This window comes from Bradyrhizobium sp. 160 (genome assembly GCF_023073735.1).
Lineage (GTDB): Bacteria > Pseudomonadota > Alphaproteobacteria > Rhizobiales > Xanthobacteraceae > Bradyrhizobium.
This window is the reverse complement of sequence record NZ_JADPKD010000057.1, coordinates 210,267-237,220: the sequence shown is the minus strand read 5'-3', so window position 1 is coordinate 237,220 and position 26,954 is coordinate 210,267. Positions and strand designations below refer to the sequence as shown.

General features: G+C 65.6%; 21 protein-coding genes, 1 other RNA gene and 1 pseudogene. 19 read left to right on the top strand and 4 right to left on the bottom strand.

Features of this window, described 5'->3' with window-relative positions:
- Positions 1-54 precede the first annotated feature (54 nt).
- The 5 genes and pseudogenes from IVA98_RS23920 to IVA98_RS23900 all read left to right on the top strand — a co-directional run bounded on the left by IVA98_RS23920 (position 55) and on the right by IVA98_RS23900 (position 6,951).
- Positions 55-1,380 carry an HlyD family secretion protein gene (locus IVA98_RS23920; protein WP_247306772.1) on the top strand — a complete coding sequence of 442 codons (1,326 nt, stop codon included), beginning with the start codon at positions 55-57 and terminating at the stop codon, positions 1,378-1,380.
- 202 nt (positions 1,381-1,582) lie between these two features.
- Positions 1,583-3,169, top strand: a complete 1,587-nt coding sequence (locus IVA98_RS23915; protein WP_247306770.1) for a DHA2 family efflux MFS transporter permease subunit — start codon at positions 1,583-1,585, stop codon at positions 3,167-3,169.
- Positions 3,170-3,455: 286 nt separating this feature from the next.
- Positions 3,456-3,620, top strand: coding sequence for a hypothetical protein (locus tag IVA98_RS23910; protein ID WP_247306768.1), 165 nt, complete (start codon positions 3,456-3,458; stop codon positions 3,618-3,620).
- 72 nt (positions 3,621-3,692) lie between these two features.
- Complete coding sequence (locus IVA98_RS23905; protein ID WP_247306766.1) at positions 3,693-5,492, top strand: ABC transporter ATP-binding protein; 1,800 nt, start codon at positions 3,693-3,695, stop codon at positions 5,490-5,492.
- Between the two features lie 53 nt (positions 5,493-5,545).
- Positions 5,546-6,951: pseudogene (locus IVA98_RS23900) on the top strand (MATE family efflux transporter).
- Between the two features lie 48 nt (positions 6,952-6,999).
- Here IVA98_RS23900 and IVA98_RS23895 read toward each other — a convergent pair.
- Positions 7,000-7,743: a sulfite exporter TauE/SafE family protein gene (locus tag IVA98_RS23895; RefSeq protein WP_247306835.1), complete on the bottom strand. Its 744-nt coding sequence runs from the start codon at positions 7,741-7,743 to the stop codon at positions 7,000-7,002.
- Between the two features lie 236 nt (positions 7,744-7,979).
- Between IVA98_RS23895 and IVA98_RS23890 the strand changes: the two genes are divergently transcribed.
- Positions 7,980-8,246: a hypothetical protein gene (locus IVA98_RS23890; RefSeq protein WP_247306762.1), complete on the top strand. Its 267-nt coding sequence runs from the start codon at positions 7,980-7,982 to the stop codon at positions 8,244-8,246.
- Between the two features lie 7 nt (positions 8,247-8,253).
- Here IVA98_RS23890 and IVA98_RS23885 read toward each other — a convergent pair whose 3' ends face one another.
- Positions 8,254-9,624: an aminotransferase-like domain-containing protein gene (locus IVA98_RS23885; RefSeq protein ID WP_247355636.1), complete on the bottom strand. Its 1,371-nt coding sequence runs from the start codon at positions 9,622-9,624 to the stop codon at positions 8,254-8,256.
- 79 nt (positions 9,625-9,703) lie between these two features.
- On the opposite strand from IVA98_RS23885, the gene IVA98_RS23880 reads away from it, so the two are divergent.
- Positions 9,704-10,132, top strand: a complete 429-nt coding sequence (locus IVA98_RS23880) for a DUF983 domain-containing protein (RefSeq protein WP_247306758.1) — start codon at positions 9,704-9,706, stop codon at positions 10,130-10,132.
- A gap of 237 nt (positions 10,133-10,369) precedes the next feature.
- On the opposite strand, the gene rnpB is transcribed toward IVA98_RS23880, so the two are convergent.
- Positions 10,370-10,800: RNase P RNA component class A (rnpB, locus tag IVA98_RS23875), an RNA gene on the bottom strand.
- A gap of 149 nt (positions 10,801-10,949) precedes the next feature.
- Between rnpB and IVA98_RS23870 the strand changes: the two genes are divergently transcribed.
- Both IVA98_RS23870 and IVA98_RS23865 read left to right on the top strand, forming a co-directional pair.
- Positions 10,950-11,303 (top strand): YciI family protein, encoded by a 354-nt coding sequence (locus IVA98_RS23870; RefSeq protein WP_247306756.1) that lies wholly within the window; start codon positions 10,950-10,952, stop codon positions 11,301-11,303.
- 132 nt (positions 11,304-11,435) lie between these two features.
- Positions 11,436-12,671: an RNA polymerase sigma factor gene (locus IVA98_RS23865; protein ID WP_247355673.1), complete on the top strand. Its 1,236-nt coding sequence runs from the start codon at positions 11,436-11,438 to the stop codon at positions 12,669-12,671.
- 98 nt (positions 12,672-12,769) lie between these two features.
- Here IVA98_RS23865 and IVA98_RS23860 read toward each other — a convergent pair whose 3' ends face one another.
- Positions 12,770-13,633 (bottom strand): N-acetylmuramoyl-L-alanine amidase, encoded by an 864-nt coding sequence (locus IVA98_RS23860; protein ID WP_247355671.1) that lies wholly within the window; start codon positions 13,631-13,633, stop codon positions 12,770-12,772.
- A 444-nt stretch (positions 13,634-14,077) separates the two neighbouring features.
- Here IVA98_RS23860 and rsmH point away from each other — a divergent pair, with 444 nt between their 5' ends.
- The 10 genes from rsmH (at position 14,078) to murC (ending at position 26,951) form a co-directional block, all read left to right on the top strand.
- A complete protein-coding gene (rsmH, locus tag IVA98_RS23855) occupies positions 14,078-15,067 on the top strand; it encodes a 16S rRNA (cytosine(1402)-N(4))-methyltransferase RsmH (protein ID WP_247306753.1) in 990 nt (329 codons plus the stop codon).
- Positions 15,068-15,070: 3 nt separating this feature from the next.
- Positions 15,071-15,463, top strand: coding sequence for a cell division protein FtsL (ftsL, locus tag IVA98_RS23850; protein ID WP_247278459.1), 393 nt, complete (start codon positions 15,071-15,073; stop codon positions 15,461-15,463).
- On the top strand, positions 15,460-17,214 hold the full coding sequence (locus tag IVA98_RS23845; RefSeq protein WP_247306749.1) for a peptidoglycan D,D-transpeptidase FtsI family protein: 1,755 nt from the start codon (positions 15,460-15,462) through the stop codon (positions 17,212-17,214). Before ftsL ends, IVA98_RS23845 begins: the two co-directional genes overlap by 4 nt.
- An 82-nt stretch (positions 17,215-17,296) precedes the next feature.
- Positions 17,297-18,754 carry a UDP-N-acetylmuramoyl-L-alanyl-D-glutamate--2,6-diaminopimelate ligase gene (locus tag IVA98_RS23840; protein ID WP_247306747.1) on the top strand — a complete coding sequence of 486 codons (1,458 nt, stop codon included), beginning with the start codon at positions 17,297-17,299 and terminating at the stop codon, positions 18,752-18,754.
- Entirely contained in the window at positions 18,751-20,130 is a 1,380-nt protein-coding gene (locus IVA98_RS23835; protein ID WP_247355635.1) for a UDP-N-acetylmuramoyl-tripeptide--D-alanyl-D-alanine ligase, read from the top strand. Before IVA98_RS23840 ends, IVA98_RS23835 begins: the two co-directional genes overlap by 4 nt.
- A gap of 170 nt (positions 20,131-20,300) precedes the next feature.
- A complete protein-coding gene (mraY, locus tag IVA98_RS23830; protein WP_247306744.1) occupies positions 20,301-21,404 on the top strand; it encodes a phospho-N-acetylmuramoyl-pentapeptide-transferase in 1,104 nt (367 codons plus the stop codon).
- Between the two features lie 7 nt (positions 21,405-21,411).
- Positions 21,412-22,812, top strand: coding sequence for a UDP-N-acetylmuramoyl-L-alanine--D-glutamate ligase (murD, locus tag IVA98_RS23825; RefSeq protein ID WP_247306742.1), 1,401 nt, complete (start codon positions 21,412-21,414; stop codon positions 22,810-22,812).
- 196 nt (positions 22,813-23,008) lie between these two features.
- Positions 23,009-24,160, top strand: coding sequence for a putative lipid II flippase FtsW (ftsW, locus tag IVA98_RS23820; protein ID WP_247355634.1), 1,152 nt, complete (start codon positions 23,009-23,011; stop codon positions 24,158-24,160).
- A gap of 163 nt (positions 24,161-24,323) precedes the next feature.
- Positions 24,324-25,424 carry an undecaprenyldiphospho-muramoylpentapeptide beta-N-acetylglucosaminyltransferase gene (gene murG / locus IVA98_RS23815; RefSeq protein WP_247306740.1) on the top strand — a complete coding sequence of 367 codons (1,101 nt, stop codon included), beginning with the start codon at positions 24,324-24,326 and terminating at the stop codon, positions 25,422-25,424.
- A gap of 123 nt (positions 25,425-25,547) precedes the next feature.
- Positions 25,548-26,951 (top strand): UDP-N-acetylmuramate--L-alanine ligase, encoded by a 1,404-nt coding sequence (gene murC / locus IVA98_RS23810; protein WP_247306738.1) that lies wholly within the window; start codon positions 25,548-25,550, stop codon positions 26,949-26,951.
- The last annotated feature ends 3 nt before the right edge of the window (positions 26,952-26,954 follow it).

Sequence of the window (26,954 nt, the reverse complement as noted above, 5' to 3'; positions counted from 1 at the left end):
GAAAAGGGGCGTGCCGTGGCGGCCACCCCTGCTCGCGCTTTTGGGGAGGCCTTTATGGCCGTATCGAGAGACCAGGCTGCGCGCGTCCTTCGCCAGGAAGCGGTGGAGACGACGCCGGAGCAGGCGAGCGGTGACGCGGCGAGCGAGAAACCCGCCGTCCTGGCTGAGAAATTGCGCTCTCATGTGGTCGAGGAAACCGAGCACCGCAGCGTCGAGGTGGCCGAGAAGCCCGCGACTGACAGGGCGGCCCCGGCTGCCCCTGTCCATAGCGCTGCTGCCGCCGCGCCCAAATCCGGCAAGCGCAAATTCGTCCTGATGGGCGTTGGCTTGCTGCTGGCGCTCGCGGTCGCGAGCTATGCCGGTTACTACACCTTGGTCGGCCGCTTCTACATCTCCACCGACGATGCTTATGTCCGCGCCAACAACACCATGCTCGGTGCGCGCGTCGCCGGCCACATCTCCGCGGTCCTCGCCGGCGACAACTCGCCGGTGCGCGCGGGCGACGTCGTCTTCCGCATCGACGACGGCGACTACAAGATCGCAGTCGATGCCGCCGCGACCAAGATCGCGACCCAGCAGGCCACGATTGACCGCATCAGCCGCCAGGTCGCAGCACTCGATAGCCAGGTCGCGCAAGCAAAGGCGCAGCTCGTCTCGGCTGAAGCGGGCCTCAAGCGTGCCGATCTCGACTATGAGCGCCAGCAGGCGCTGAGCAGCAAGGGCTTTGCCTCGCGCGCCACCTTCGAGAGCTCGGAAGCCGGACGCGACCAGGGCGCGGCCGCGGTCAAGGCCGCGCAGGCCGCCTACGACGTCGCGGTCAGCAATGTCGACGTCGCCAAGGCGCAGCAGGCCGAAGCGCAGGCGCAGCTCGCCGAGCTCAAGACCACGCTCGCCAAGGCTGAGCGCGATCTCGGATTCACCGCGGTGCGCGCGCCGGTCAACGGCACGTTCTCGAATCGCCTGGTCAATACGGGCGACTTCGTCGCGGTCGGCCAGCGCCTCGGCAACATCGTGCCGCTCGACGAAGTCTATATCGACGCCAATTTCAAGGAAACGCAGCTCAAGCGCATCCGCCCCGGCCAGCCGGTGACGATCAAGGTCGATGCCTATGGCATGCGCAAGTTCTCCGGCGTCGTCGACAGCATCGCGGCGGGCGCGGGCTCGGTGTTCACGCTGCTGCCGCCTGACAATGCCACCGGCAACTTCACCAAGATCGTGCAGCGCGTGCCGGTGCGCATCCGCGTGCCGAAATCGGTGGCGAAGCAGAACCTGCTCCGCGCCGGCATGTCGGTCTACGCGACCGTCGACACCAACAAGGGTGCTGCCGATGCCGACAGCGAGGTCGATCTCGACGATCCCATTGCGGTTCACCCGCAGTAGGCGCGGTGATATGAATCACGCTGCAGCCGCGAATGCAGGTGCGCTCCCTCTCCCGCTTGCGGGAGAGGGCTGGGGAGAGGGTGTTTCCAGAATGGGACAATCCCCTAGAGGAGAGAACCCTCACCCGCGCCTTCGGCGCGACCTCTCCCGCAAGCGGGAGAGGTGCCGCCAACTCGCAGCTTGCTCCTATCAGAGCTGACAAATGGCCGACACCTCCACCGCTTCACCTGCCATGATGGCGGCCCCGGCTTCCGAGCGGATCGCGCCGAAGCGGCTGTTTGCCTTCATCATCATGGTGTTCGGGATGTTCATGTCGATCCTGGACATCCAGATCGTCTCGGCCTCCTTGAGCGAAATCCAGGCCGGACTGTCGGCAAGCTCCAGCGAAGTCTCCTGGGTCCAGACCGCCTATCTGATAGCCGAGGTCATCGCCATTCCGCTCTCGGGATTCCTGTCGCGCGCCTTTGGCACGCGGCTGTTGTTCGCGATCTCGGCCGCCGGCTTCACCGCCTCGAGCCTGCTCTGCGGCTTTGCCAGCACCATCGAGGAGATGATCCTTTGGCGCGCGCTCCAGGGATTCCTCGGCGCCGGCATGATCCCGACGGTGTTCGCCTCGGCCTATACCGTGTTTCCGCGCTCGAAATTCCACATCGTCGGCCCCATCATCGGGCTTGTTGCGACCCTCGCACCCACGATCGGACCGACGGTCGGCGGCTACATCACCGACGCGATGTCCTGGCATTGGCTGTTCTACATCAACGTTCTGCCTGGCATCGGCATCACCGTCGGCGTGCTGGCGCTGGTCGATTTCGACGAGCCTCATCTCGAACTGCTCGACCGCTTCGACTGGTGGGGCCTGTTGTTCATGGCCGGCTTTCTCGGCACGCTCGAATATGTGCTGGAGGAGGGGCCGCAATATGAATGGATGCAGGACACCTCGGTCGCGATCTGCGCCTGGATCTGTGCAATCTCGGGAATCGCCTTCTTCTGGCGCGTCTTCACCGCGGCCGAGCCGATCGTGAACTTGCGCACCTTCTCGGACCGCAATTTCGCCGTCGGCTGCACGCTGCAGTTCTGCATCGGGATCGGGCTCTATGGCCTGACCTATATCTATCCGCGCTATCTCGCCGAAGTGCGCGGCTACAGCGCGTTGATGATCGGCGACACCATGTTCGTCTCCGGCATCACCATGTTCCTGGTCGCGCCGCTGGTCGGCCGGCTCATGGCGAAGGTCGACATGCGCTACATGATCGCGTTCGGTCTTGTCGTGTTCGCGCTCGGCTCCTACCAGATGACCTGGATGACGCGAGACTATGATTTCTATGAACTGCTGGTGCCGCAGATCCTGCGCGGCATAGGCATGATGTTCGCGATGGTGCCGACCAACAACGTCGCCCTCGGTACGCTGGCACCCGAGAAGGTGAAGAACGCGAGCGGCGTGTTCAACCTGATGCGCAATCTCGGCGGCGCGCTCGGCCTCGCCGTCATCAACACCGTGCTCAACGATCGCACCGACCTCCACATCACCCGCCTCCAGGAGCGCGTGACGTGGGGTAATGCGACCGCGACCGAAACCCTGACCATGTTCATGCAGAAGTTTCAGGGGCTTGGCGATGCCACGCTGATGGCCATGAAGCAGCTCTCCCAGCTGGTTCATCGCCAGGCCGTGGTGATGAGCTTTGGCGACGCCTTCTTCGTGCTGACGCTGTTCTATCTCGCGCTCAGCGTCCTGGTCGCGCTGCTGAAGAAGCCGCCTTCGCCGTTTGGTGCCGGCGGCGACGCGCATTGACGCAACTCCACGTGTTCGGTGTCATCGTCCGGCTGACCGGACGATCCAGTATTCCAGAGGCAGGCCTTGGAGAGCTCGCTCTCGCACCACACTCGCCGCGCCGTATTGGATGCCCCGTCAAGCCGGGCATGACGGCGGAGATTGGGGTGGGCAGCGCGCAACCAGCGATGCGGACGGCGTCGCGAACCAAATTGCAACACTCGTGCGTGATCTCGCGCGAGCCCCGTTGCAAAGCGCTTGCGACACATCTATAAAGCGCACCTCATTCAATCGAGCCGGGAGGGATTTGCATGATTTCGACGCATTCGCAGATCGCACGCCCGCGCTCGATGTTCTGGCTCGGTATGTGCTCGGCCTCATAGAGGCCCTTTCCGCCAGCTTCGATTGGGCCAAGATTTCGACCAAGCGCCCCGATCGCTCCGCTTCCCAAGTCAAAATCAGTTTTGAGTGACGCCGTCTCGGCCCTCGCGGCCGGTCTGTGTCCATCGATGGAGCCGGCCCGCGCGTGCGGCCGGATGATGTCATGACCGCTCTGTCTAAAAAGCCCGCCGCAATTCGCGTGGTGCTGCCCTTCGTGTTCCGCCACTGGCTGAAGCAGCCGGGGCGCGGCCTCGTTGTGGCCGGCGGCGTCTTGGGCGCGACTCTCGCCGACCTGTTCATGCCGGTGTTCTCAGGGCATCTGGTCGATGCGCTGACGCGCGGCCCGTCCGACCCGGACGCGCGCCACGCGGCGCTCACGGCGTTCGGCGCCATCGTGGCGCTGGGCGCAGCCTCGATGGTGCTGCGGCTCGTCGGCCTCCAGGCGATCGTGCCGTTCACGCTGACGACCATGTCCGACGTCGCGCAGGACGCGTTCACGCGCGTGCAGCGCTTCTCGACCGACTGGCACGCGAACTCCTTTGCCGGCTCCACGGTGCGCAAGATCACCCGTGGCATGTGGGCGCTCGACCTGCTCAACGACACCATTCTGCTCGCGCTTCTGCCTTCGCTGGTCGTGCTGATCGGGTCGATGGTCCTGCTCGGCGTGCACTGGGCCTCGCTCGGCCTGGTGATCGCGCTCGGGGCGGTCGTCTACGTCACCATCACGGTGGTGTTCTCGACCCGCTACATCGCGCCGGCAGCCCGCGTCTCCAATGCCTGGGACACCAAGGTCGGAGGCACGCTGGCGGACGCGCTGACCTGCAACGCCGTGGTGAAGTCGTTCGGTGCCGAAGCGCGCGAGGATGCGCGGCTCGCGCGCGTCATCAACCGTTGGCGCGTGCGCGTGCGGCGGACCTGGTTTCGTTACAATTACACGGCGATGTCGCAGCTTTCCTTGCTGCTGTGCCTGCGCGCCTCCGTGATCGGCGGCTCGGTGCTGCTGTGGATGTCAGGTCATGCCACGCCCGGCGACGTCACGTATGTGCTGACGAGCTATTACGTCATCCACGCCTATTTGCGCGACGTCGGCATGCACATCAACAACCTCCAGCGCTCGGTCAACGACATGGACGAGCTGGTGGCGATCCACGACGAGCCGATCGGCATTGCGGATGCTTCCGATGCGCGTCCGATCGCGATCGAGGGCGGCGAGATCGTGTTCGACGACGTCACGTTCCATTATGGCGGCCACCGCGCGCCGCTCTATGACGGGCTGTCGGTGACGATCCGCGCCGGCGAGCGTGTCGGCCTCGTCGGCCGCTCCGGCTCCGGCAAGACGACCTTCGTCAAGCTGGTGCAGCGGCTTTACGACGTCACCAGTGGCTGCGTGCTGATCGACGGGCAGGACATCGCGCGCGCCACGCAGCAATCGCTGCGCAGCCAGATCGCGATCGTGCAGCAGGAGCCGATCCTGTTCCACCGCTCGCTCGCCGAAAACATCGCCTATGGCCGGCCGGGCGCCAGCCTAGAGGCGATCGAGCAGGCGGCGCGGCTTGCGAACGCGCACGAGTTCATTCTTCGCCTGCCCAAGGGCTACGGCACGCTGGTCGGCGAGCGCGGCGTGAAGTTGTCGGGCGGCGAGCGGCAGCGCGTGGCGCTGGCGCGCGCCTTCCTGGCGGATGCGCCGGTGCTGATGCTGGACGAGGCGACCTCGAGTCTGGATTCGGAGTCGGAGGCGCTGATCCAACAGGCGATGGAGCGGCTGATGAAGGGCCGCACCTCGATCGTGATTGCGCACCGGCTGTCCACCGTGAAGAGCCTCGATCGCATCCTGGTGTTCGATCGCGGCGAGATCGTCGAGCAGGGCACGCATGCCGTGCTCGCGGGCAACCGAGGGGGCATCTATCGTGGTCTGTTCGAGCGGCAGGTGGTGGAGCTCGGACATATCGCAGCAGCGGAATGAGGCGCGCGGCGGCGGGGCGAAGTCCCGACGCCACGCCGCCGGAGGTGAATGACATGAAGGACCTGACGAACGGCCCCATCGTGAGACACATCCTGGCCATGGCACCGCCGATCATGGTGGGCATGATCACGATTATGGTCTGCCAGCTGGTCGATCTCTACTTCGTCTCGGGATTGGGCGATGCTGCCGTCGCGGGTGTCGCCGCGGCCGGCAATGCCGGATTTCTCGTCAACGCGCTGATGCGGTGCTCGGCGTCGGCACGGTGGCGCTGATCGCGCACGCCGTGGGACGCAAGGATCGGCAGGATGCCAATCTGATCTTCAACCAGGCGATCGCGCTGTCGGTGCTGTTCGGCCTGCTGACCCTGGCCGCGGGCGCAGCTTTGTCGCGTCTCTACATGCGCTCGATCGCCGCGGATCAGGCCACGATCGAGGCGGGGACCATCTATCTATTGTGGTTCATGCCCGCGCTCGCGCTGCAGTTTGCCACTCAGGTGATGGCGTCTGCGCTGCGCGCGACCGGCATTGTCCGTCCCGCCATGCTGGTGCAGGCGCTCGCGGTGCTCATCAACATCGCGCTGGCGCCGGTGCTGATCGCGGGCTGGGGCACGGGCTATCCGCTCGGCGTTGCCGGCGCCGGGCTGGCGAGCTCGATCGCGGTAGCGATCGGCGTTCTGATGCTGCTCGCGTACTTCCGCCAGGTCGAGCGCTACGTCGCGTTCAACGCGGCGCAGTGGCGCCCGCAGCCGCGCCATTTGAAGCGCATTCTCAATCTCGGTCTGCCGGCCGGCGGCGAGTTCGCGATGATGTTCATCTTCATGGCCGTGGTCTATTACGTGCTGCGCGATTTCGGTGCGGCGGCGCAGGCGGGATTCGGCATCGGGCAGCGGGTGCTCGGCCTGATCCAGATGCCGGCGCTTGCGGTCGCACTCGCGGCCGGGCCGATCGCCGGCCAGAACGTCGGCGCCGCAAACGGCGCGCGCGTGCGGGAGACCTTCGTCAAGGCGGCGCTAATCACCACAGCCGTGATGATCGGCTTCATGATCCTTGCGCAAGCGAAGCCGGAGTTGCTGCTCGCCGGATTCTCCAACGACCGGGAGACGATGGAGATCGCCTTCCTGTTCCTGCGGATCATCTCGTTCAACATGGTGGCGCAGGGCCTGATCTTCACCTGCTCGAGCATGTTCCAGGGCCTCGGCAATACCAAGCCGGTGCTCTTGAGCTCGGCGACGCGCGTGTTCACCTATTCCTTGCCGGCGATCTGGCTGTCGACGCGGCCGGGCTTCCGCATGGAGCACGTGTGGTACTTGTCGATCGCAGCGACGACGCTCCAGGCTGCGCTGAGCTTGTGGTTGTTACGCCGCGAGTTCGAAAGGCGCCTGGCGCCGCTCCGGCAGGTCGGGGCTCCCGGGCCGATCGAAGCTGAGCCTGTCGCACCTCCCGCGCGTGCGCCTGCGTAGCGACAATCACCTCCCCAGCGGCGCCGGATAATTTGCGGCGCCGTGGGGCTAATACGCGCCAACACTGTTCCAGACGAGGCCGAGGCCGGACAGGAACAGAAGGCCGAGCACGACATCGCCAAAATGCTTGTCGCTCAACGCGTGATAGACGCGTGCGCCGGCCCATGCGCCGATCAGCGTGCCCGGAAAGGCGACCAGCGCGAGCCAGACCACTTTGAAGGCGACGAGGCCCGACGCGGTCTGCAACGCCAGCGCGGTCGCGAGCACCGTAAAATTGAAGAGCTGGAAGATGCCGCGCCGCTCGTGCTTGTTCCAGCCGCGGATGTTGGCCCACAGGATCGGCAGCGGCCCCGACAATCCCGCGAGGCCGCCAAGAATGCCGCCGGCAAAGCCGATCGCGCCGTCTGCGATCCTGCCGCCGAATTCGATCGCGAGCGACCTCTTGTTCAGATACAGCGCGCTCGAGAAGATCAGAAGCAGCACACCGACGCTCAGCTTGAAAACTTTTGGATCGGCCGAGGCCACCATCATCGTTCCCAGCGGCACGCCGACCAGCCCGCCGATCAGGAACGGCCAGACCAGCGAGAGGTCAAAACTCTTCCACATCGACGGCAGCGTCGAGGTCTGGGCGATTACCGAGCAGATCAGCACCAACGGCACCGCAAGCGATGGCGGCAGGACGTAGAGCCAGATGCCGAGCGCCATCAGCGCCGTGCCGAAGCCGGCCAGTCCCGAGACGAAGCCGCCGGCCAGCGCGCCGAACAACAACAGGACGTAGGTGAGCGTTTCCAACGGATCATCCTTGTCGCAATGGGCGATCCCGAACTGTTGATCACCAGCGCCCCATAGCACGCTTGCTGCCGTGCCGGTCAATCCGTGCTGCACGCAAGCGTGATCTGCAGCCTTCGGGCTTTCGCGAAAGACACGCCTACATGACGGTCGTACTTCAGTACTTCAATCCTGCGGCCCGTCCGACGCCATCGTGCGCTCCGTTCGGTCAGTCCCGCACAAGATGATGGAGAATGGCGATGACCGGCATGAACATTGCCGTTGCGGCCGCGCTGATGTCGGCGGCGGCCTTGATGCCGACAATAGCGCAGGCGCAGCTTTCCGAACCTGCGGCCTATCAGGCCGCCCATCCCGACCGCGACGTGCTGAATGGCGGCCAGCTCACGCCGGCGGCGCGCGCTGCGCTCGGCCAGCAGGGCATCCCGCGCGACGCCTATGCATCGCAGGCCTATCCGTCACCCGGTGTGCCTGCGCTTCGCTCGCGCCATCGCCGTCAGCATCGATAGGTTTTCGCTAGACGATCTGCCTGGTGTCGGCCGGCTTGTGCAGCGCGCTGACCAGGATGCGCAGCGCCTCGGTCAATTCCGCCCTGTTGCGCGCTGCGCCCAGCGAGACTCGCGCCGCATGCGGCGGCATCCCATCGACGGTGAAGGCTTCGGCGGCGACCAGTGCGAGTCCATTCCGCAAGAGATGCCCCGCGACATCGGACCGGCCCTCCGGCAGCCTCAGCCAGAGATGATGGGCGGCGGGCCTGGCCAGGAACTGAAATCCTTTCAGCGCGCGCTGCGCGAGCTGCTGGCGGCCAACCGCTTCGTTGCGGATGGCGGCGATGATGCGATCGGCAATGCCGGTCTCGATCCAATGCGTCACCAGCGCCACCATCAGCGGCGCCGGCATCTGCACGGTGGCCTGCAAATGGCTGCGCATCGTCTGCTGTGCATCATTGTTGGGCGTCAGCAGATAGGCGACGCGGAGGGCCGGCGCGATGCATTTTGACAGCGTGGTGGCGAGATAGGTCCGCTCCGGAATGAGGCTTGCGATCGGCGATGCCGAACGGTCGAGCAGCCCGTAGGCATCGTCCTCGATCAGTGTCGTACCGGCATTGCGGATGATCTTTGCGATCGCGCTGCGCCGCTCGGGGGAGAGCGTCGCCGTGGTCGGATTGTGCAGCGTCGGAATGAGATAGACGGCTTTCGGCCTGTGGGTGCGGCAAGCGTCTGCCAGCGCGTCGGGCAGGATGCCGCCGTCATCCATGGCGACGCCGACGAGCTTGATCCCAAGCCGCGCCGCGGCGGCCTTGATGCCCGGAAAGGTGAGCGCTTCGGTCAGCACGATGTCGCCGGGCCGCGCGAGATGGCTGAGCAGGTTGAACAGGATCGTCTGCGCGCCGGGAAAGATCACGAGCTTGTCGGCATGCGCATGCGCAACGCGGGCGCGCATCCAGCGTGCCGCAATCTCGCGCTCATGTGCGCTGCCGCCGGGCGGCTGGTAGTTGAGATGCGCCGTCAAGCCCGATTGCGCGCGGATGGCTTCCATTCCGGCGATGATGCGCTCGTCGAGCTGTGCCTCCAGCGGATGTGGCGGCACGTTCATCGAGAGGTCGATCGCGACTGGGTGGGGCAGGTCGACCGCGCGGCGCGCGCTGGTCTCCGACACGAACGAGCCCTGTCCGACCCGCGCCTCCATGATGCCGCGGCGCCGCGCCTCGGTGTAGGCGCGCGTCACCGTTGTGAGGTCGATGCCGAGCGCTTTTGCGAGCGCGCGCTGTGTCGGCAATTGCTGGCCGCGCACCAGCCGGCCCGCGGCGATGTCGGCTTCCATGGCATCGACAATACGCTGGTAGCGCGGGCCGGAAAGCTCAGAGATTGTAGGGGTCCAATCCATGCAATTTAGGTTCAGATCCTTTGAATGTATGGATGCAACATATTATTGTATGGATCGTTGAAAGGGAAGAGGTGTGGTCATGGCGACGGTCTCTCTGGCGAAGGCGATGTGGCGCGGTTTCACCGGCAAATGTCCGAATTGCGGGGAGGGGCACATGTTCGGCCGCTTCCTGAAAGTGACTGACGCTTGCGACCATTGCGGCGAGGAGCTGTTTCACCAGCGCGCAGACGACTTTCCGGCCTATCTTGTGATGGTCGTGGTCGGCCATCTCGTGGTGCCGGCGATCCTTGCGGTTGAGACCGCCTATGCGCCGCCGGAGTGGCTGCAACTCGCGGTGTGGCTGCCGGTGACGCTGTTCGCGTCGCTCGCATTACTGCAACCGACCAAGGGCGCCATCGTCGGACTGCAATGGCAGCTCGGCATGCACGGTTTCGAGCCGAAGAAGCTGCGGCGCGAAGGCAATGCGCTTGCACCGGCGCTGGTGAGGGCGGACACGCGCGGGGCCTAAAGCGGCCGCAGCGTTTACATCGCGCATTCGTGCGCCGGAGGCGCTGATGGGCGTGCTGGAGAAAATCGTGGCGTAATTCTCGCCGTCATTCCGGGGCTCGCGAAGCGAAGCCCGGAATCCATTCATCCATCAACTCCGCGGCTCCATGGATTTCGGCTCGTGCTGCGCACGCCCCGGAATGACAACGGCCAAAATGGTGAGGGGCTCGGCGCGTTGGCGCCGAACCCCTCGTTGCAAGATATCAGCCGGCCTGTAAGCCGGGTTCTGTAAGGCACCGCCCGCTTGCGCGAACGGTACGTGACGGCCATTCCTCTGGGGTCATGTTTGCACATGGCCTCGAGCAACCTACCCGGACGGCGGGCCTGACATCGCCCCGCGGCGTTATCGCTTGCGCGAACAGCCCGCTGCGCCGTCCCTATTCGGTTTTGCTCCCGGTGGGGTTTGCCATGCCGGCTCCGTTGCCGGAGCCGCGGTGCGCTCTTACCGCACCTTTTCACCCTTACCGCGCCGAAGCCCCGAAGGGGCGAAGGCGGGCGGTTCGTTCTCTGTGGCACTTTCCCTGGGGTTACCCCCGCCGGACGTTATCCGGCACCGCATGTCAAGGGAGCCCGGACTTTCCTCCCCGGCGGCCTTTCGGCCCCTGCCGGAGCGGCCGTCCGGCCGACTGACGGTTTAGGCATGGAGCATTTGTGACGGTTCCGTCAAGCCGATATCGCCGCGCATGCGGGCTTCAAATAATTTATCCTGAAGGTGTCGTTTGGTGCGTGCCCCGTTCGACTGGATGTCGGCAACACAGCCGAACCACAGGAGTGAAGCAATGCAGTATCTGCTGATGATCTACCAGAACGAGGTCGAGTACGCCAAGAACGATGCGGCGACCAGCCAGAAGATACTGGCGGAATATCAGGCCTTCACGCAGTCCATCATCCAGAGCGGCAACTTCAAGGCCGGCGACCGCTTGCAGCCGACGACGACGGCAACGACCGTGCGCGTGCGCGATGGCAAAACGCTGACGATTGATGGCCCGTTCGCGGAGACGCGCGAGCAGCTCGGCGGTTACTATCTGGTCGAAGCCAAGGATTTGAATGCCGCGATCGAGATTGCGGCGCGGATTCCCTCCGCGCGCATCGGGTCGATCGAGGTGCGGCCGATCTGGGTCTATGACAAGTGAATGATCTCACCCCCGTCGTTCCGGGATGCGCCGCAAGGCGCAGGCCCGGAATCCATAACCACGATCGGGAATATGGATTGCGGGCTCGTCGCTGGCGCGACGCCCGGCAATGACGTTGGAGGTGGTGATCGCATGACCCCTTCCGAGATCGAAGCCATCTTTCGTGACGAGGCGGGGCGGGCGCTGGCCACGCTGATCCGCCTCGTCGGCGATTTCGATCTCGCTGAGGATGCGCTCCAGGATGCCTTTGCCGTCGCGCTGGAACGCTGGCGGGCATGCGAGATCCCCGAGAATCCGCGCGCCTGGCTGGTCAATGTCGCGCGCAACAAGGCAATCGACCGCATTCGCCGCCAGGCCGTGTTTCGCGGCAAGCAGCAAGCGCTGGTGCATGAGCTCGAGCTGAACGCGCAAGCGCCTGACGAGCCACCGGCCATGCTCGACGACGACATGCTCAGGTTGATCTTCACCTGCTGCCATCCCGCGTTCGCAACCGAGGTCCAGGTTGCGCTGACGCTACGCACCGTCTGCGGGCTCTCCACCGCGCAGGTCGCGCGCGCCTTTCTCGTCAGCGAGGAGGCAATGGCGCAGCGCCTCGTTCGCGCCAAGCAGAAGATTCGGCTCGCCGGTATTCCTTACGAAGTGCCCGAGCGCGACGCGCTGGCGCTGCGGCTCGACGGCGTGCTCGCCGTGATCTATCTCGTCTTCACCGAAGGCTACATCGCGACGTCGGGTACGGACCTGATGCGGCCCGATTTCGCCGCCGAGGCCATCCGGCTCGGCCGCCTGCTGGACCGGTTGATGCCGGATCGCGCCGGCATCAAGGGCCTGCTGGCCTTGATGCTGCTGCACGACGCGCGCCGCGCCGGGCGCCAGACACCGGCCGGCGATATCGTGCTGCTCGAAGAGCAGGATCGCGCGCTGTGGGACCGCGCGCAGATCGATGAAGGGCTGCGGTTGGTGGATGACGCGCTGCGCGTGCCGGGCCGGCCGCAACCCTATGCCGTGCAGGCCGCGATCGCGGCGTTGCATGCTCGCGCGACCAGCTTTGCGCAGACCGATTGGCCGCAGATTGCGGGGCTCTATGAGGTCCTGCTGCGCATCAACCCGTCACCGGTGATCGAGCTGAACCATGCCGCGGCGGTGTCGATGGTCGATGGTCCTTCACGTGCGCTCGCTCTCGTCGATGCGATCACCGCCCGCGGCGGGCTCGCTGGCTACGAGCTGTTGCCCGCCGTGCGCGCCGATCTGCTGCGGCGGCTCGGCCGCAAGGACGAGGCGCACGAAGCTTATCGCGCGGCGACGGAGGCGACGCAGCTGGAGCCGCTGCGGCGGCTGTACGCGCGAAGGATCAAGGAGATGGGTAACTAAATTTAGCACCGTTGTTCCGGGGCGATGCGAAGCATCGAACCCGGAACCTCGAGATTTCGGGTCCGCACCTCGTGCGCCCCGGAATGACGGCTACGCCGTCACTTCGACGCGACCGCCGGCCCCTCGACGGGCAAGCTCGCCAGCAGCGCCTGCAATGTCGACAGCGTCGAATGATCGGCGATGCCATCCAGCCGCGCCGGGCGGAAGTGGCGCTGGAAGGCGGTGACGACTTCCATTGTCGCGGCGTCGTATTTGCCGGTCAGCGGCACGCCATAGCCGTACCGGGCGAGCGCCTGCTGCATGCTCAGCACGGCGTCGCTGATGGTGCCGAGCATCAGGCTCTCGCCGCGAACGACCGGGGCGGGCGTCACCCAATGGCCAACGCCGGAATTGGCCAGCGAATGCCACGGAAATTTTTCGCCGGGATCCTTCTTGCGCGCGGGTGCGACGTCGGAATGGCCAAGCACCCGGTGCGGCGGCACCTTGCGGCGGAGCATGATGCCGCGGCACAGCGCGATCACGGCGGCGATCTGGCGCAGCGGATACTCCGGATAGCCCCAGTCATGGCCGCGATTGATGATCTCGATGCCGATCGAGCAGGAGTTGATGTCGTCCTCGCCAGCCCAGGACGAGACGCCGGCGTGCCAGGCGCGCCTGGCCTCGGGCACGCATTGCACGATGCGGCCGTCCTCCAACACGACGTAGTGCGCCGACACGTCGGTCCCTGCCGTGCACAGCCGCGCGAGGGCACCCTCGACATCGGGCATGCCGGTGTAGTGCAGCACGATCATATCGGGCTGCCGTCCCTTGGCGCGCTCGCCATGGTTCGGCGAGGGGGTGATGTCGGAGACGATTGAGGAATCCGGATCGAACGTCCGCATGCCCGCCGCGGCTTTGGGAACCGGGAGAACGCGTTGACGCTTCGAATCAGCTCCAGACGGCGTGGACGAACCGGACGGCATGGACAGCTCGAGTTGGACGAGAGTGGGGGCCAAGCCCTTCTCTTTACTATTCCTTTACCCTTCGGCCGCGCGCAATCGCGCGACGCGGTTAACGGATGCATTTTGGCGCGTGTGTGTGGATGAAGCATCACCACGGCGTCGCCTTTTCGACTTGTCGCGAGCCGATCAACGCTTTCTTAACGCTAGGGGCCGTTACTGAGAGATGAAGAGCCGACCCGCGTCCGGAGGCGGCCAAAGCGTATTTTGGCTCGAAATCCCATGGCTGCCCGACAAATTCCACTGGGAACACTGGGTTTGCGGCCCGGGACAACCGGGCTTGGGAACCATGCTAGACGGGGGCTTTGTCGTGGAACCGCCGCGACGCAGAATCATTCGAGGCGTCATGAGCTGCTTCGTCCCCAATCTGGCATCGATGCCGGGCTGGGTGTTCGGCAGGCGTGGCGCATGAGCTCGGCTCCGCACATTCCCGTTCTCGGCCGCGAGGCCGTTGACCATCTCGCCCCGCGCGCGGGCGGCATTTACGTCGACGCCACCTTCGGCGCCGGCGGCTATAGCCGTGCCATTCTCGACGTGCCGGGAACCCGGCTCATTGCCATTGACCGTGACCGCACTGCGATCGCTGGCGGTGCCGAACTCGTCGAACGCTCCGCGGGCCGGCTCACGCTGGTCGAAGACCGCTTCTCCAACCTCGCCGAAGTCTGCGCGGGGCAGGGCGTCGAGGCGATCGACGGAGTCGTGATGGATGTCGGCGTGTCCTCGATGCAGCTCGATCAGGCAGGCCGCGGCTTCTCCTTCCGTCTCGACGGACCGCTCGACATGCGGATGGGGCAGGCGGGGCCGACCGCGGCAGACGTCGTCGCCCGCGCTTCCGAAGGCGATCTCGCCGACATCATCTATCTCTTCGGCGAGGAGCGGCATTCGCGGCGCATCGCCCGCGCCATCGTGGCCGACCGGCAGGAGACGCCGTTCACGACCACGCGCGCCCTCGCTGATCTCGTCGGCAGGATCGTGCGCTCGAAGCCCGGGGACATTCACCCGGCGACGCGGACGTTCCAGGCGCTGCGCATCTTCGTCAACGAAGAGCTACAGGAACTGCAGACGGCGCTCGCTGCGGCCGAGCGCGTGCTCAAGCCCGGCGGCCGCCTCGTCGTGGTCTCGTTTCATTCGCTGGAAGACCGCATCGTCAAGAATTTTCTCGCCTCACGTTCCAAGAGCGGCGGCGGTTCGCGGCATCTGCCAGAGATGGCGCAAGCCGCGCCGACCTTCCAGCTGCTGACGCGGCGGCCGATCGTCGCCGGTGAGGACGAAGTTGCGCTCAACCCACGTGCGCGCTCCGCAAAGCTGCGCGCCGCCGAGCGTACCTCGGCGCCCGCGCATCATGATGGCGAGCCATCGTTCTGGCCAAGACTCTCCGACGTCATGAGGGGCGGCTAGCGCATGCGCTTCATCCACCTCCTCGTCATCGGCGCGCTGATCTTCGCGGCAGCCCATGTCTACCGGATCAAGATGGACTCCACCGCGCGTACCGAGAAGGTGCTGCGCCTGCATGCGGAGATCCGGGAGCAGCGCGATGCGATCGCATCGCTGCGCGCTGAATGGGCCAAGCTCGATGCGCCCCTGCGCCTGCAAGGACTGTCCGACCGGCATCTATCGCTGAAGCCGGTCAACGGCACGCAATATGACTCGCTGAAGAACCTGCCGGAGCGCCCGCCACGGATGTTCAGGCCGGGCGAGCCCGACCCGATCGGAGCGATGCTCAATACTATCGAAGCCGCGAGCGATCCCGACACTGTGACGGGCTCCGTGCCTCAGCCGGAGGACAATCAATGAGCGCTCCGATCCCGGCAAAACCCACAGAAAAGCCCAGCGAGCCCTGGCGGCAGCGGCTGATCCGCAGCCTGCTCTACGGGCGCAACGTCGATCGCGCCGCGAAGGCGCGCGCGCGCGTTGGCCTGGCGATGCTCGCCTTCGCCTCGGTCTACGCCCTGATCGGCGGCCGCCTCGTGATGTTCGCGATCGGGGCCGACGCTCACGGTGCCCGCCGCGCCGCGGCGCAGGAGGTGGTCGCAACCGCGCGGCCCGACATCGTCGACCGCAACGGCGCGATCCTGGCAACCGACGTCAAGGCGGCGAGCCTGTTCGGCGAGCCGCGCCGCATCATCGACAAGGACGAGGCGATCGAGCTTCTGACCGCCACCATCCCCGATCTTGACGAGGCCGAGGTGCGCGAGCGCCTGAAGACGCGCAAGGGCTTCGTTTGGCTTAAACGCGAGGTCACGCCGAAGCAGCAGCAGGACATCCACAAGCTCGGCATTCCCGGCATCGGCTTCCTGCGCGAGAACAAGCGCGTCTACCCGACCGGCAACGAGGTCGCCCACCTGATTGGTCTCGTCAATATCGATAACCAGGGCATCGCTGGTCTCGAGAAGTGGCTCGACAACCAGGGACTCGCCGATCTCCACCGCGCCGGCTTTGCCACCGACCGGCTGCAAAAGCCGATCGAGCTCTCGGTCGATCTGCGCGTCGAGCATGCGCTCCGCGACGAACTGTTGAAGGCCAAGGACAAGTTCCACGCCAAGGCCGCCTCCGGCATCGTCTCCAACGTCAAGACCGGCGAGATCGTGGCGATGGTCTCCCTGCCGGACTTCGATCCCAACAACCCGAAGGAAGCGCACGACCCCGACCGCATCAATCGCCTGACCACCGGCGTCTACGAGATGGGCTCGACCTTCAAGGCGTTCACGCTGGCGATGGCGCTCGATTCCGGCAAGATCAATCTGAACTCGTCGTGGGATGCGCGCGGAAACCTGCACTACGGCAAGTTCACCATCCACGACAGCCACCCGCTCGGGCGCTTCATCAACACCAAGGAAGTGTTCACCTACTCGTCGAACATCGGCGCGGCACGGATAGCACTCAACCAGGGCGTCGAAGCGCATAAGGCGTTTCTCGCCAAGATGGGCCAGTTGACGCGGCTGCGTACCGAGCTGCCGGAGAGCGCGGCGCCGCTGATCCCGCGTCGCTGGAGTGAGCTGAACACGGTCACGGCCGCGTTCGGCCAGGGCCTCTCGGTGGCACCGCTCCAGGCGGTGATGGGCATCAATGCATTGGTGAACGGCGGTTACCTCATTCCGCCGACCTTCATGAAGCGCAGCGAAGCGGAAGCGGCGGCGCTGGCCAAGCGCGTGATCAAGCAGGACACCAGCGACAAGATGCGGTATCTGATGCGGCTCAACGCCGAGATCGGTACCGCCAAGACCGCCGACATCAAGGGCTATTACGTCGGCGGCAAGACCGGCACGTCCGAGAAGGTCATCAACGGCCGCTACGCCAAGAAGCGTGTGCTCAACTCGTTCACCGCCATCCTGCCCTGCGACGATCCGAAATATCACGTCCTGATCATGCTGGACGAGCCGCAGGCCATTCCTGAATCGAAGGGTTTCATCACCTCGGGCTGGAACGCGGTGCCGACCGGCGGCAAGGTGATCGAGCGGATCGCGCCGCTTCTGGGCGTCGAGCCGCGGTTCGATCTGCCGCCTGCGGACCGCCTTATTCTTGCAGCATCCAGGACAACCCAGTAATCAACCGGGTAGGCCATTGCCGCTGCTGAGTCGGGCTTTTCCGACGATTCGGCCTTCCGGCTCGGCGTGTCGACTGAAGACCATGAAGCTGCGCGAATTGCTAGGCAATGATGTCGTAATCGAGCCCGCTGCCGCGGCGCTCGATGTGACCGGCCTTGCCCTCGACAGCCGGCAGGTCAGGCCGGGCGATCTCTTCTTCGCACTTGCGGGCAGCAAGACGGACGGTGCGCGCTTCGTCGATGCTGCCGTCGCGGCAGGCGCGGTGGCCGTCGTCGGCGACCATGCGCCTGATGGCCGCAAGGTGCCGTTCGTGACGGTCGCCAACCCCCGTCGTGCGCTGGCGCTGGCGGCAGCAAAATTCTTCCCTGCGCAGCCTTCGACGATTGCCGCGGTCACCGGTACCAGCGGCAAGACCTCGGTTGCGGCGTTCACGCGCCAGATCTGGGAGCGGCTGGGGCATGCCTCCGCCAGCATCGGCACCATCGGTCTCGTCTCGCCCAAGCACACCGTCTACGGCTCGCTGACGACGCCGGATCCGATCGCGCTGCACCGGCAGATCGACGATATCGCGCGCGACGGCGTCACGCATCTCGCCTTCGAGGCGTCCTCGCACGGGCTCGACCAGTACCGCCTCGACGGCGTGCGCGTCTCGGCCGCCGGCTTCACCAATCTCTCGCGCGACCATATGGATTACCATCCGACCGTCGCGCATTACCTTGCGGCCAAGCTCAGGCTGTTCCGCGAGTTGGTCGCCCCTGACGGCGCGGCTGTGATCTCGGCCGATCATGATTGCTCGGCGGACGTCCTCGACGCAGCGAAGGCGCGCGGCCTGCGCGTGATGGCGGTCGGCCGCAACGGGGACGGGGCAAGCGAGGGCATTCGTCTCGCGGGTGCCGAGGTCGAGGGCTTTTCGCAAGTGCTCGCGATCGAGCATCGCGGCAAGCGTTACGTGGTCCGTCTCCCGCTGGTCGGCGAGTTCCAGATCGAGAACGCGCTGGTGTCGGCCGGCCTCGCCATCGGCACAGGCAGCGATGCGGCCGATGTGTTCGCGAGCCTCGAACATCTCGAAGGCGCCAAGGGCCGTCTCGAACGGGTCGGCGAGCGCAACGGCGCACCGATTTTCGTCGACTATGCGCACAAGCCCGATGCGCTGGCGAAAGCTTTGCAGGCGCTGCGTCCCTACGCCAGGCGCAAGCTGGTTGTCGTGTTCGGCGCCGGTGGCGACCGCGATGCCGGCAAGCGGCCGATCATGGGCGAAATCGCGGCCGAGAACGCCGACGGCATCATCATCACCGATGACAATCCGCGCAGCGAGAAGCCGGAAGCGATCCGCGCGGCGATCCTCGCCACCGCGAAGGGCGCCCGCGAAATCGGCGACCGCACTGCTGCGATCCGCGCGGCGATCGAGGACTTGCAGGAGGGCGACGCGCTGCTCATCGCCGGCAAGGGCCACGAGACCGGACAGATCGTCGGCGGCGAGGTGCTGCCCTTCAGTGATCACGAGGCGGTCGCCGCCGCACTAGCATCGAGGGTTGCATGAGCGCGCCGATATGGACGGTTGCCGAGGTGGCGCGTGCGCTGGGTGTCGGCGGATCATTCCCGGATACGCCGATCGAGTTCGTCGCCCAGGACAGCCGCCTGGTGAAGCCGGGCAGCCTGTTCGTCGCGCTGAGCGGAACACCGAGCGGCGGCTTCGTCTCCGCCTTCGCCAGCGCGCGTGACGGCTGGGAGTTCGCGGACAAGGCGGAAGCTTCCGGAGCGGTCGCGATGATCGTGCCGCACGAGATCGCGGGCATCCGCATTCCCCAGATTGTCGTGAAGGACACATTGATCGACGGCCTCTGGGGCCTCGCGCGCGCCGCACGCACGCGCTTTCGTGGTGCGGTGATCGGGCTGACCGGCAGCGCCGGCAAGACCAGCACCAAGGAGTTTCTGGCCGCTTACCCCAACGCCTATGCCAGCCCCTCGAGCTTCAACAATTTCTGGGGCGTGCCGCTGACGCTGTGCAATGCGAGGCGAGATGCCAGCGTCTGGGTCGTCGAGATGGGCATGAACCAGCCCGGCGAGATCGCGCGGCTCAGCGAGTTGACCCGGCCGACGGTCGCGCTCGTCGTCAACGTCCAGCCGGTGCATCTGGAAAAGCTCGGCTCGCTCGAAGCCATCAGGCGCGAGAAGGTGTCGATCGTACGTGGCCTGCCCGAGGACGGCGTGCTGGTGTTGCCCGCCGGGATCAAGGCGCCGGAATGGAAGGGCAAGGTGGTGCGCTTTGGTGAGCATGCCGAGGTGCATGAGGTCGCGCACGCCCCGCACGGCGAGAGCTGGCAGGTCGTCGCCAGGCTCGGCAAGAAGGAGATCGCCTTCAGCCTGACGCCGGGCGCGCCGCACCGCGTGCAGAATGCGTTGGCCGCGCTCGCCGCGATCCGCGCAGCGAACCTCGATGCGGCGACGCTCGCGATCAAGCTCGATCGGGTCGGCATCATGACCGGCCGCGGCGTCGAGCAGGCGGTCGGCGGTATCACCGTGATCGACGACAGTTTCAACGGCAATCCGGCCAGCGTCGCAGCTGCGCTGCAAAGCTTGCAGGCGCGCAACGTGACCGGCGGCCGTCGCATTGCGGTGCTCGGCGACATGCTGGAGCTGGGCGCTGACGCGCCAACCTACCACACCGGCCTTGCCAAGCATCTCGAAGATATCGATGGCGTCTATTGTGTCGGCCCCTTGATGCGCTACCTCTTCGACGTGCTGCCATCAGGCAAGGGCCTCGGCTGGCACGACGATCCCGCCACGCTGAAGCCGGATGAGGTTGCGAGCCTGCTGAAGGCAGGCGACGTCGTGGTTGTCAAGGGCAGCAAGAAGATGTTCTGGGTCAACAAGTTTGTGCCGGGCCTGGTGGCCGCCTTGCAGGCAAAGGCGTAAACTGCTTGGAAGGCGCTGCTCCCGAATCCCGCCCTTTGCGGCGCAAAAACTGTCCGTCTCCCTGAGGTCGCGACCGATCCGATGATGAAAACCAGCGAATGCGCGTGAGCACGTTGAGGCCAACAACAAAGCCAAGGCCGCGTGTGCAAAGGCGTCATAGGACCGTCTGAATGTTTTACTGGCTGATAGAGCTCTCCAACACATTTCCGGGATTCGGTGCGTTTCGCACCTTCCTGAACGTCTTCCGCTATATCACCTTCCGCACCGGCGGCGCCATCGTCACGGGCGCGCTGTTCGTGTTCCTGTTCGGTCCCTGGATCATCGATCATTTGCGCATCCGTCAGGGCAAGGGCCAGCCGATCCGCAGCGACGGTCCGCAATCGCACCTCGCCAAGAAGGGCACGCCGACCATGGGCGGGCTGATGATCCTGTCCGGCCTCACGGTCGGCACGGTACTATGGGCCAATCCGCTCAATCCCTACGTCTGGATCGTGCTGGCGGTGACGCTCGGCTTCGGCTTCGTCGGTTTCTATGACGATTACCTCAAGGTGACCAAGCAGACCACGAGCGGGTTCGGCAGCAAGCTTCGCCTATTGATCGAGGCCGTGATCGCGCTGGTTGCCTGCTACGCGCTGGTGCGGCTGAATCGCGATCCGGCTTCGACCGCGCTGACGATTCCGTTCCTGAAAGATACCGTGCTGCATTTCGGCTGGTTCTTCGTCGTGTTCGGCGCCTTCGTCATTGTCGGTGCCGGCAACGCCGTGAACCTCACTGACGGTCTCGACGGCCTCGCCATCGTGCCGGTGATGATCGCGACCGCAAGCTTTGCGATGATCGCCTATCTCGCCGGCAACGCCGTGTTCGCCGAATATCTCCAGATCAAATATGTCGCCGGCACCGGCGAGCTCGCGGTGCTCTGCGGCGCGTTGCTGGGCGCCGGTCTCGGCTTCCTCTGGTTCAACGCACCGCCGGCCTCGATCTTCATGGGCGACACCGGCTCGCTCGCGCTCGGCGGCATGCTCGGCGCCATCGCGGTGGCGGTGAAGCACGAGATCGTGCTCGCGGTGATCGGTGGCCTGTTCGTGCTGGAGGCGGTCTCCGTCATCGTGCAGGTGGTCTCGTTCAAGCTCACGGGAAAACGCATCTTCAGGATGGCGCCCATCCATCACCATTTCGAGCAGCTCGGCTGGACCGAGCCGCAGATCGTGATCCGCTTCTGGATCATCTCGGTGATGCTGGCGCTCGCCGGCCTGTCGACGCTGAAGCTGCGGTGATCGGTCAATGATTCCGGTCACGTCCTTTGCCGGCAAGACTGTCGCTGTGTTCGGCCTCGGCGGTTCGGGGCTCGCCTCCTGCCATGCGTTGAAAGCCGGTGGCGCCGAGGTGATCGCCGCCGACGACAATGCCGAGAACATCGCCAAGGCGGCGCAAGCCGGTTTCGTCACCGCGGATTTGCGCAACATCTCGTGGGCGAGTTTTGCCGCATTGGTGCTCGCGCCCGGCGTGCCGCTGACCCATCCGGTGCCGCATTGGAGCGTCTTGAAGGCGCGCGAGGCCGGCATTGAGGTGATCGGCGACATCGAGCTGTTCTGCCGCGAGCGGCGCCGCCACGCGCCGGATGCCCCGTTCGTCGCCATCACCGGCACCAATGGCAAGTCGACCACGACGGCGCTGATCGCGCACCTGACGAAAGTGGCCGGCTACGACACCCAGATGGGCGGCAATATCGGCACCGCGATCCTGTCGCTGGAGCCGCCGCGCATGGGCCGCGTCCACGTCGTCGAGATGTCGTCCTACCAGATCGACCTCACGCCCTCGCTCGATCCCTCCGTCGGCATCCTGCTCAATGTCAGCGAGGACCACATCGACCGCCACGGCACGATTGCGCATTACGCCGCGGTGAAGGAGCGTCTCGTCGCCGGTGTCCAGGCGCGCGGCACCGCGATCGTCGGCGTCGACGATGGTTTTTGCCGCGACATCGCCGACCGGCTCGACCGCGCCGGCAAGAACGTGGTGCGCATCTCCGTCAAGACCCCGCTGGCGAGCGGCATCCATGTCGAGCACGGGAATATCGTGCGCACCTCGGGTGGCGCCCGCAGCGAAGTCGCTGCGCTCGGCGGTATCGGGTCGCTGCGTGGCCAGCACAATGCGCAGAACGCGGCCTGCGCCGCGGCCGCCGCGCTCGCGATGGGCATCAATCTTGATGTGCTGCAGAACGGCCTGCGCAGCTTTCCCGGCCTTGCGCATCGCATGGAGCAGGTCGGCCGCCGCGGTAACGTGCTGTTCGTCAACGACTCCAAAGGAACCAACGCCGACGCCACCGCGCATGCGTTGTCGTCCTTCGCCGACATCTTCTGGATCGCCGGCGGCAAGCCGAAGGCGGGTGGCATCACCGGCCTGACCTCCTTCTTCCCGCGTATTCGCAAGGCCTATCTGATCGGCGAGGCCGCGCAGGAGTTTTCGGGAACGCTCGGCACGCAAGTCGCGCACGAGATCAGCCAGACGCTGGACGTCGCGGTCGAGCATGCCGCGCGCGATGCGGAAGCCTCAGGGCTCACCGACGCCGTCGTGCTGCTGTCGCCCGCCTGCGCTTCCTTCGACCAGTACCGCAATTTCGAGATCCGCGGCACCAAGTTCCGCGAGCTGGTGCAGGCGCTGCCGGGCGTGAGGCCGGTGATGTAGGGCGTTCTCCTCCCGCAACTCCGTTGTTGTCGCCCGGCTTGCCGTCTTCGCTAACGCTTCGAAGACGGCAAGCCGGACATGACAGTGAGTTGTGTGGCGGCAGTGGGGATCATCTCCAAACATCCCCGTTTCCTTAACCCCCCGGTAACCAACCTCGGCGACCAATGGACGGACCTCTGTCCGAAAGCGGCCGCCCATGCTCTCCCGTGAAGAACGCACCCCCTTTTCCGAGTGGTGGTGGACCGTCGACAAGCCGCTGATGGGCGCCATCCTGGCGCTGATGCTGACCGGGGTGATCCTGTCGCTGGCGGCGAGTCCGCCGGTTGCGACTCGCATCGGCCTCGATCCCTTCCATTTCTTCGGCCGCCATGTGTTGTTCCTGGCGCCGTCCTGCCTGGTGCTGGTCGGCGTCTCCTTCCTCTCGCCGCGGGCGATCCGCCGCTCGGCCCTGATCATCTTCGCAGCTAGCATCATCCTGATCGTGCTCACGCTGGCTATCGGCCCGGAGGTGAAGGGCTCGCGGCGCTGGATCACGCTGCTCGGCGTCAACATCCAGGCCTCCGAGATCGCAAAGCCGTCGTTCGTCGTCATCGCCGCCTGGCTGTTCGCGGAATCGACCAGGCGGCCGGAGATGCCGGCGACCTCGATGGCGCTGCTGCTGCTCTTGATGCTGGTCGCGCTGCTGGTGATGGAGCCGGATTTCGGCCAGACCATGCTGATCCTGATGGTGTGGGGCTCGCTGTTCTTCATCGCCGGCATGCGCATGGTCTGGGTGTTCGGGCTTGCAGGCCTGGGCGCGGCCGGCCTGTTCAGCGCCTACCTTTTTGTTCCCCATGTAGCGGGTCGCATCAGGCGCTTCATGAACCCGGCCTCCGGCGACACCTTCCAGGTCGATACTGCCATGGAAGCCTTCTACAATGGTGGCTGGTTCGGGCTCGGACCGGGCGAGGGCATTGCGAAACGCAGCCTGCCGGACAGCCATACCGATTTCGTGTTCGCGGTCGCCGCCGAAGAGTTCGGCATCATTCTGTGCCTGGCCATGCTGGCGCTGTTCGCCTTCGTCGTCATTCGCACGCTGTCGCGCGCCTATGCCAATGAGGACATGTTTTCGCGCTTTGCGGCCTCTGGCCTTGCCATCCTGTTCGGCGTGCAGGCGGCGATCAACATGTCCGTGAACCTGCAGCTCATCCCCGCCAAGGGCATGACGCTGCCGTTTATCTCCTATGGCGGCTCCTCGATCGTGTCGCTGGCCTATGGAGTCGGCATGATGCTGGCGCTGACGCGGCTGCGTCCGCGCACCGAGGTTGAGGCAAGCGGCCACGCCGAGGCCATGCGCAGCTACGCGTGATCCTCACCCGAGGAGCCGCGCTTCGCGCAGCGTCTCGAAGGGCGCGGCCACTGGTCGGGCCTTCATCCTTCGAGATGCGCGTTCCGCGCTCCTCAGGATGAGGAGCTGGTCGTCCGGCCGACTGCGCTCGCAATGACAGCGGAGGACTTGTAAAAGGGCATTTATGGACACGTCCCCCCTGATTCTTCTCGCCGCGGGCGGCACCGGCGGCCATCTGTTCCCGGCCGAGGCGCTCGGCGTCGAATTGATCCGGCGCGGCTTTCGCGTCCGCCTCGTCACTGACGAGCGCGCACTGCGCTATAGCGGCCTCTTCAGCAAGGACATGATCGATGTGGTCAGCAGCGAGACTGCGCGCGGCCGCAATCCGTTCCAGCTTGCCTATGCCGGCCTCACGCTCGCCGCCGGCACGCTTTTCGCCTACACTCTGATCAAGCGATTGAAGCCCGTCGCCATCGTCGGCTTCGGCGGCTATCCGACGCTGCCGCCGCTGGTCGCGGCAAAATTCGCCGGCGTGCCCGGCATCATCCACGACGCCAACGCTGTGCTCGGCCGCGCAAACCGGTTCCTGTCGAGCCGCGTCCGCGCCATCGCGACGTCCTTGCCCGGCGTGCTCGACCGCGATCCGGCGCTATCGGGCAAGACCACGACGGTCGGCACGCCGATGCGGCCCGCGATCCTCGCGGCCGCCGCGGTGAAATATGTCGCGCCTGAAGTGAGCGGCCCGCTGCGCCTGCTCGTCGTCGGCGGCAGCCAGGGCGCGCGCATCATGGCCGACATCGTGCCGGGCGCGATCGAGCGGCTCGAGCCTGCGCTGTGGAGCCGCCTCGTCCTCACCCAGCAGGTGCGCGAAGAGGACATGAATCGCGTGCGCGCGGTTTACGATAAGCTCAGGATCAAGGCCGAGCTCGCACCCTTCTTTACGGATCTGCCGGCACGGCTCGCCTCCAACCATCTGGTGGTGTCGCGTTCCGGCGCGGGTACGGTCGCCGAGCTTGCCGCGATCGGGCGGCCCTCGATCCTGGTGCCGCTCCCCGGCTCGATCGACCAGGACCAGTTCGCCAATGCCGGCGTGCTGGTGAAGGTCGATGGCGCCATCCGCATCCCGCAGACCGAGTTCAGCTCGGATCGCCTTGCCGCCGAAATCTCCGCCTTCGCGGCCGAGCCGCGGCGTCTTGCTGCCATGGCTGAAGCGGCCCGCAGCGCGGGCCGGCTCGATGCGGCTGAGCGGCTCGCCGATCTGGTGGTCAAAGTCGCGGGAATCTGACGCGAAAAAGCCCTTGTCATCGCCTTCTAAAGCGGGGCATCCAGTAGGAAAGGCGCGCGGCTGATTTGGCCGTGACCTTCGCCAGATGCCGCCTTCGCGGGCGGCGAGGTCAGGGAACAGAGCATGAGACTGCCGCGCGAGATCGGACCCATCCACTTCGTCGGGATCGGCGGGATCGGCATGAGCGGCATCGCCGAGGTGCTGATCAATCTCGGCTATGCCGTGCAGGGCTCCGACGCCGCCGACAATTACAACCTCGACCGTCTGCGCAAGAAGGGCGCGAAAGTCTCGGTCGGCCACAAGGCCGAGAACGTCGACGGCGCAGAGGTCGTTGTGGTCTCCACCGCGATCAAGCGCGACAATCCGGAGCTGATGGCTGCGCGCGGGCGGCGCATTCCCGTGGTGCGTCGCGCCGAGATGCTGGCCGAGCTGATGCGGCTGAAGAGCTGCGTCGCGATTGCCGGCACCCACGGCAAGACCACGACGACCACGATGGTGGCAGCGCTGCTCGATGCCGGCGGGCTCGATCCGACCGTGATCAACGGCGGCATCATCAATGCTTACGGATCCAACGCACGTCTTGGTGCCGGCGACTGGATGGTGGTCGAAGCCGACGAGAGCGACGGCACGTTCCTGAAGCTGCCGACCGATGTCGCCATCGTCACCAATGTCGACCCCGAGCATCTCGATCACTTCAAGACCTTTGATGCCGTGCAGGATGCGTTCCGTCATTTCGTCGAGAACCTGCCGTTTTATGGCTTTGCCGTGATGTGCATCGATCATCCCGTGGTGCAGAGCCTCGTCGGCAGGATCGAGGATCGTCGCATCATCACTTACGGCGAGAATCCGCAAGCCGACGTGCGGCTGGTCGACCTCACGGCGGGCGGCGGCGGCTCGAAATTCAAGGTCGTGATCCGCGACCGCAAGAGCGGGGCTGTGCACGAGACCGCCGACCTCGCGCTGCCGATGCCGGGCCGGCACAACGCCTCGAATGCGACGGCGGCAATTGCGGTCGCGCACACGCTCGGTGTTCCCGACGACAAGATCCGCAGCGCCATCGCAGGCTTTGGCGGCGTTAAGCGGCGCTTCACCAAGACCGGCGAGTGGAACGGCGTCACCGTCATCGACGATTACGGCCATCACCCGGTCGAGATCGCCGCCGTGCTGAAAGCGGCGCGCGATTCCTACACCGGCAAGGTGATCGCCGTGGTGCAGCCGCATCGCTACACCCGCCTGCAATCGTTGTTCGAGGAATTCTGCACCTGCTTCAACGATGCGGATGCGGTGATCGTCGCCGACGTCTATGCCGCCGGCGAAGCGCCGATCGAAGGCATCGATCGCGACCATTTCGTCGAGGGCCTGCGCGCCCACGGTCACCGCGAGGCGATTCCGCTGCCGGCGGCGTCGGAACTCGCGGGCATCGTCAAGGCATTGGCGAAGTCAGGCGATCTCGTCGTGTGCCTTGGCGCCGGCAACATCACACAATGGGCATATTCCTTGCCGGATGAGTTGAAGGCGCTGGGGTAGGGC

Bases quoted from the DNA above. Each gene is read 5' to 3' on its own strand.
- IVA98_RS23870 (WP_247306756.1), top strand. From the start codon at position 10,950: ATGCAGTATCTGCTGATGATCTACCAGAACGAGGTCGAGTACGCCAAG.
- IVA98_RS23905 (WP_247306766.1), top strand. From the start codon at position 3,693: ATGACCGCTCTGTCTAAAAAGCCCGCCGCAATTCGCGTGGTGCTGCCC.
- rsmH (WP_247306753.1), top strand. From the start codon at position 14,078: ATGAGCTCGGCTCCGCACATTCCCGTTCTCGGCCGCGAGGCCGTTGAC.
- IVA98_RS23915 (WP_247306770.1), top strand. From the start codon at position 1,583: ATGGCCGACACCTCCACCGCTTCACCTGCCATGATGGCGGCCCCGGCT.
- IVA98_RS23920 (WP_247306772.1), top strand. From the start codon at position 55: ATGGCCGTATCGAGAGACCAGGCTGCGCGCGTCCTTCGCCAGGAAGCG.
- murG (WP_247306740.1), top strand. From the start codon at position 24,324: ATGGACACGTCCCCCCTGATTCTTCTCGCCGCGGGCGGCACCGGCGGC.
- murD (WP_247306742.1), top strand. From the start codon at position 21,412: ATGATTCCGGTCACGTCCTTTGCCGGCAAGACTGTCGCTGTGTTCGGC.
- IVA98_RS23840 (WP_247306747.1), top strand. From the start codon at position 17,297: ATGAAGCTGCGCGAATTGCTAGGCAATGATGTCGTAATCGAGCCCGCT.
- ftsW (WP_247355634.1), top strand. From the start codon at position 23,009: ATGCTCTCCCGTGAAGAACGCACCCCCTTTTCCGAGTGGTGGTGGACC.
- IVA98_RS23860 (WP_247355671.1), bottom strand. From the start codon at position 13,633: ATGCCGTCCGGTTCGTCCACGCCGTCTGGAGCTGATTCGAAGCGTCAA.
- IVA98_RS23845 (WP_247306749.1), top strand. From the start codon at position 15,460: ATGAGCGCTCCGATCCCGGCAAAACCCACAGAAAAGCCCAGCGAGCCC.
- IVA98_RS23890 (WP_247306762.1), top strand. From the start codon at position 7,980: ATGACCGGCATGAACATTGCCGTTGCGGCCGCGCTGATGTCGGCGGCG.
- IVA98_RS23865 (WP_247355673.1), top strand. From the start codon at position 11,436: ATGACCCCTTCCGAGATCGAAGCCATCTTTCGTGACGAGGCGGGGCGG.
- ftsL (WP_247278459.1), top strand. From the start codon at position 15,071: ATGCGCTTCATCCACCTCCTCGTCATCGGCGCGCTGATCTTCGCGGCA.
- IVA98_RS23880 (WP_247306758.1), top strand. From the start codon at position 9,704: ATGGCGACGGTCTCTCTGGCGAAGGCGATGTGGCGCGGTTTCACCGGC.
- IVA98_RS23835 (WP_247355635.1), top strand. From the start codon at position 18,751: ATGAGCGCGCCGATATGGACGGTTGCCGAGGTGGCGCGTGCGCTGGGT.
- IVA98_RS23885 (WP_247355636.1), bottom strand. From the start codon at position 9,624: ATGGATTGGACCCCTACAATCTCTGAGCTTTCCGGCCCGCGCTACCAG.
- mraY (WP_247306744.1), top strand. From the start codon at position 20,301: ATGTTTTACTGGCTGATAGAGCTCTCCAACACATTTCCGGGATTCGGT.
- murC (WP_247306738.1), top strand. From the start codon at position 25,548: ATGAGACTGCCGCGCGAGATCGGACCCATCCACTTCGTCGGGATCGGC.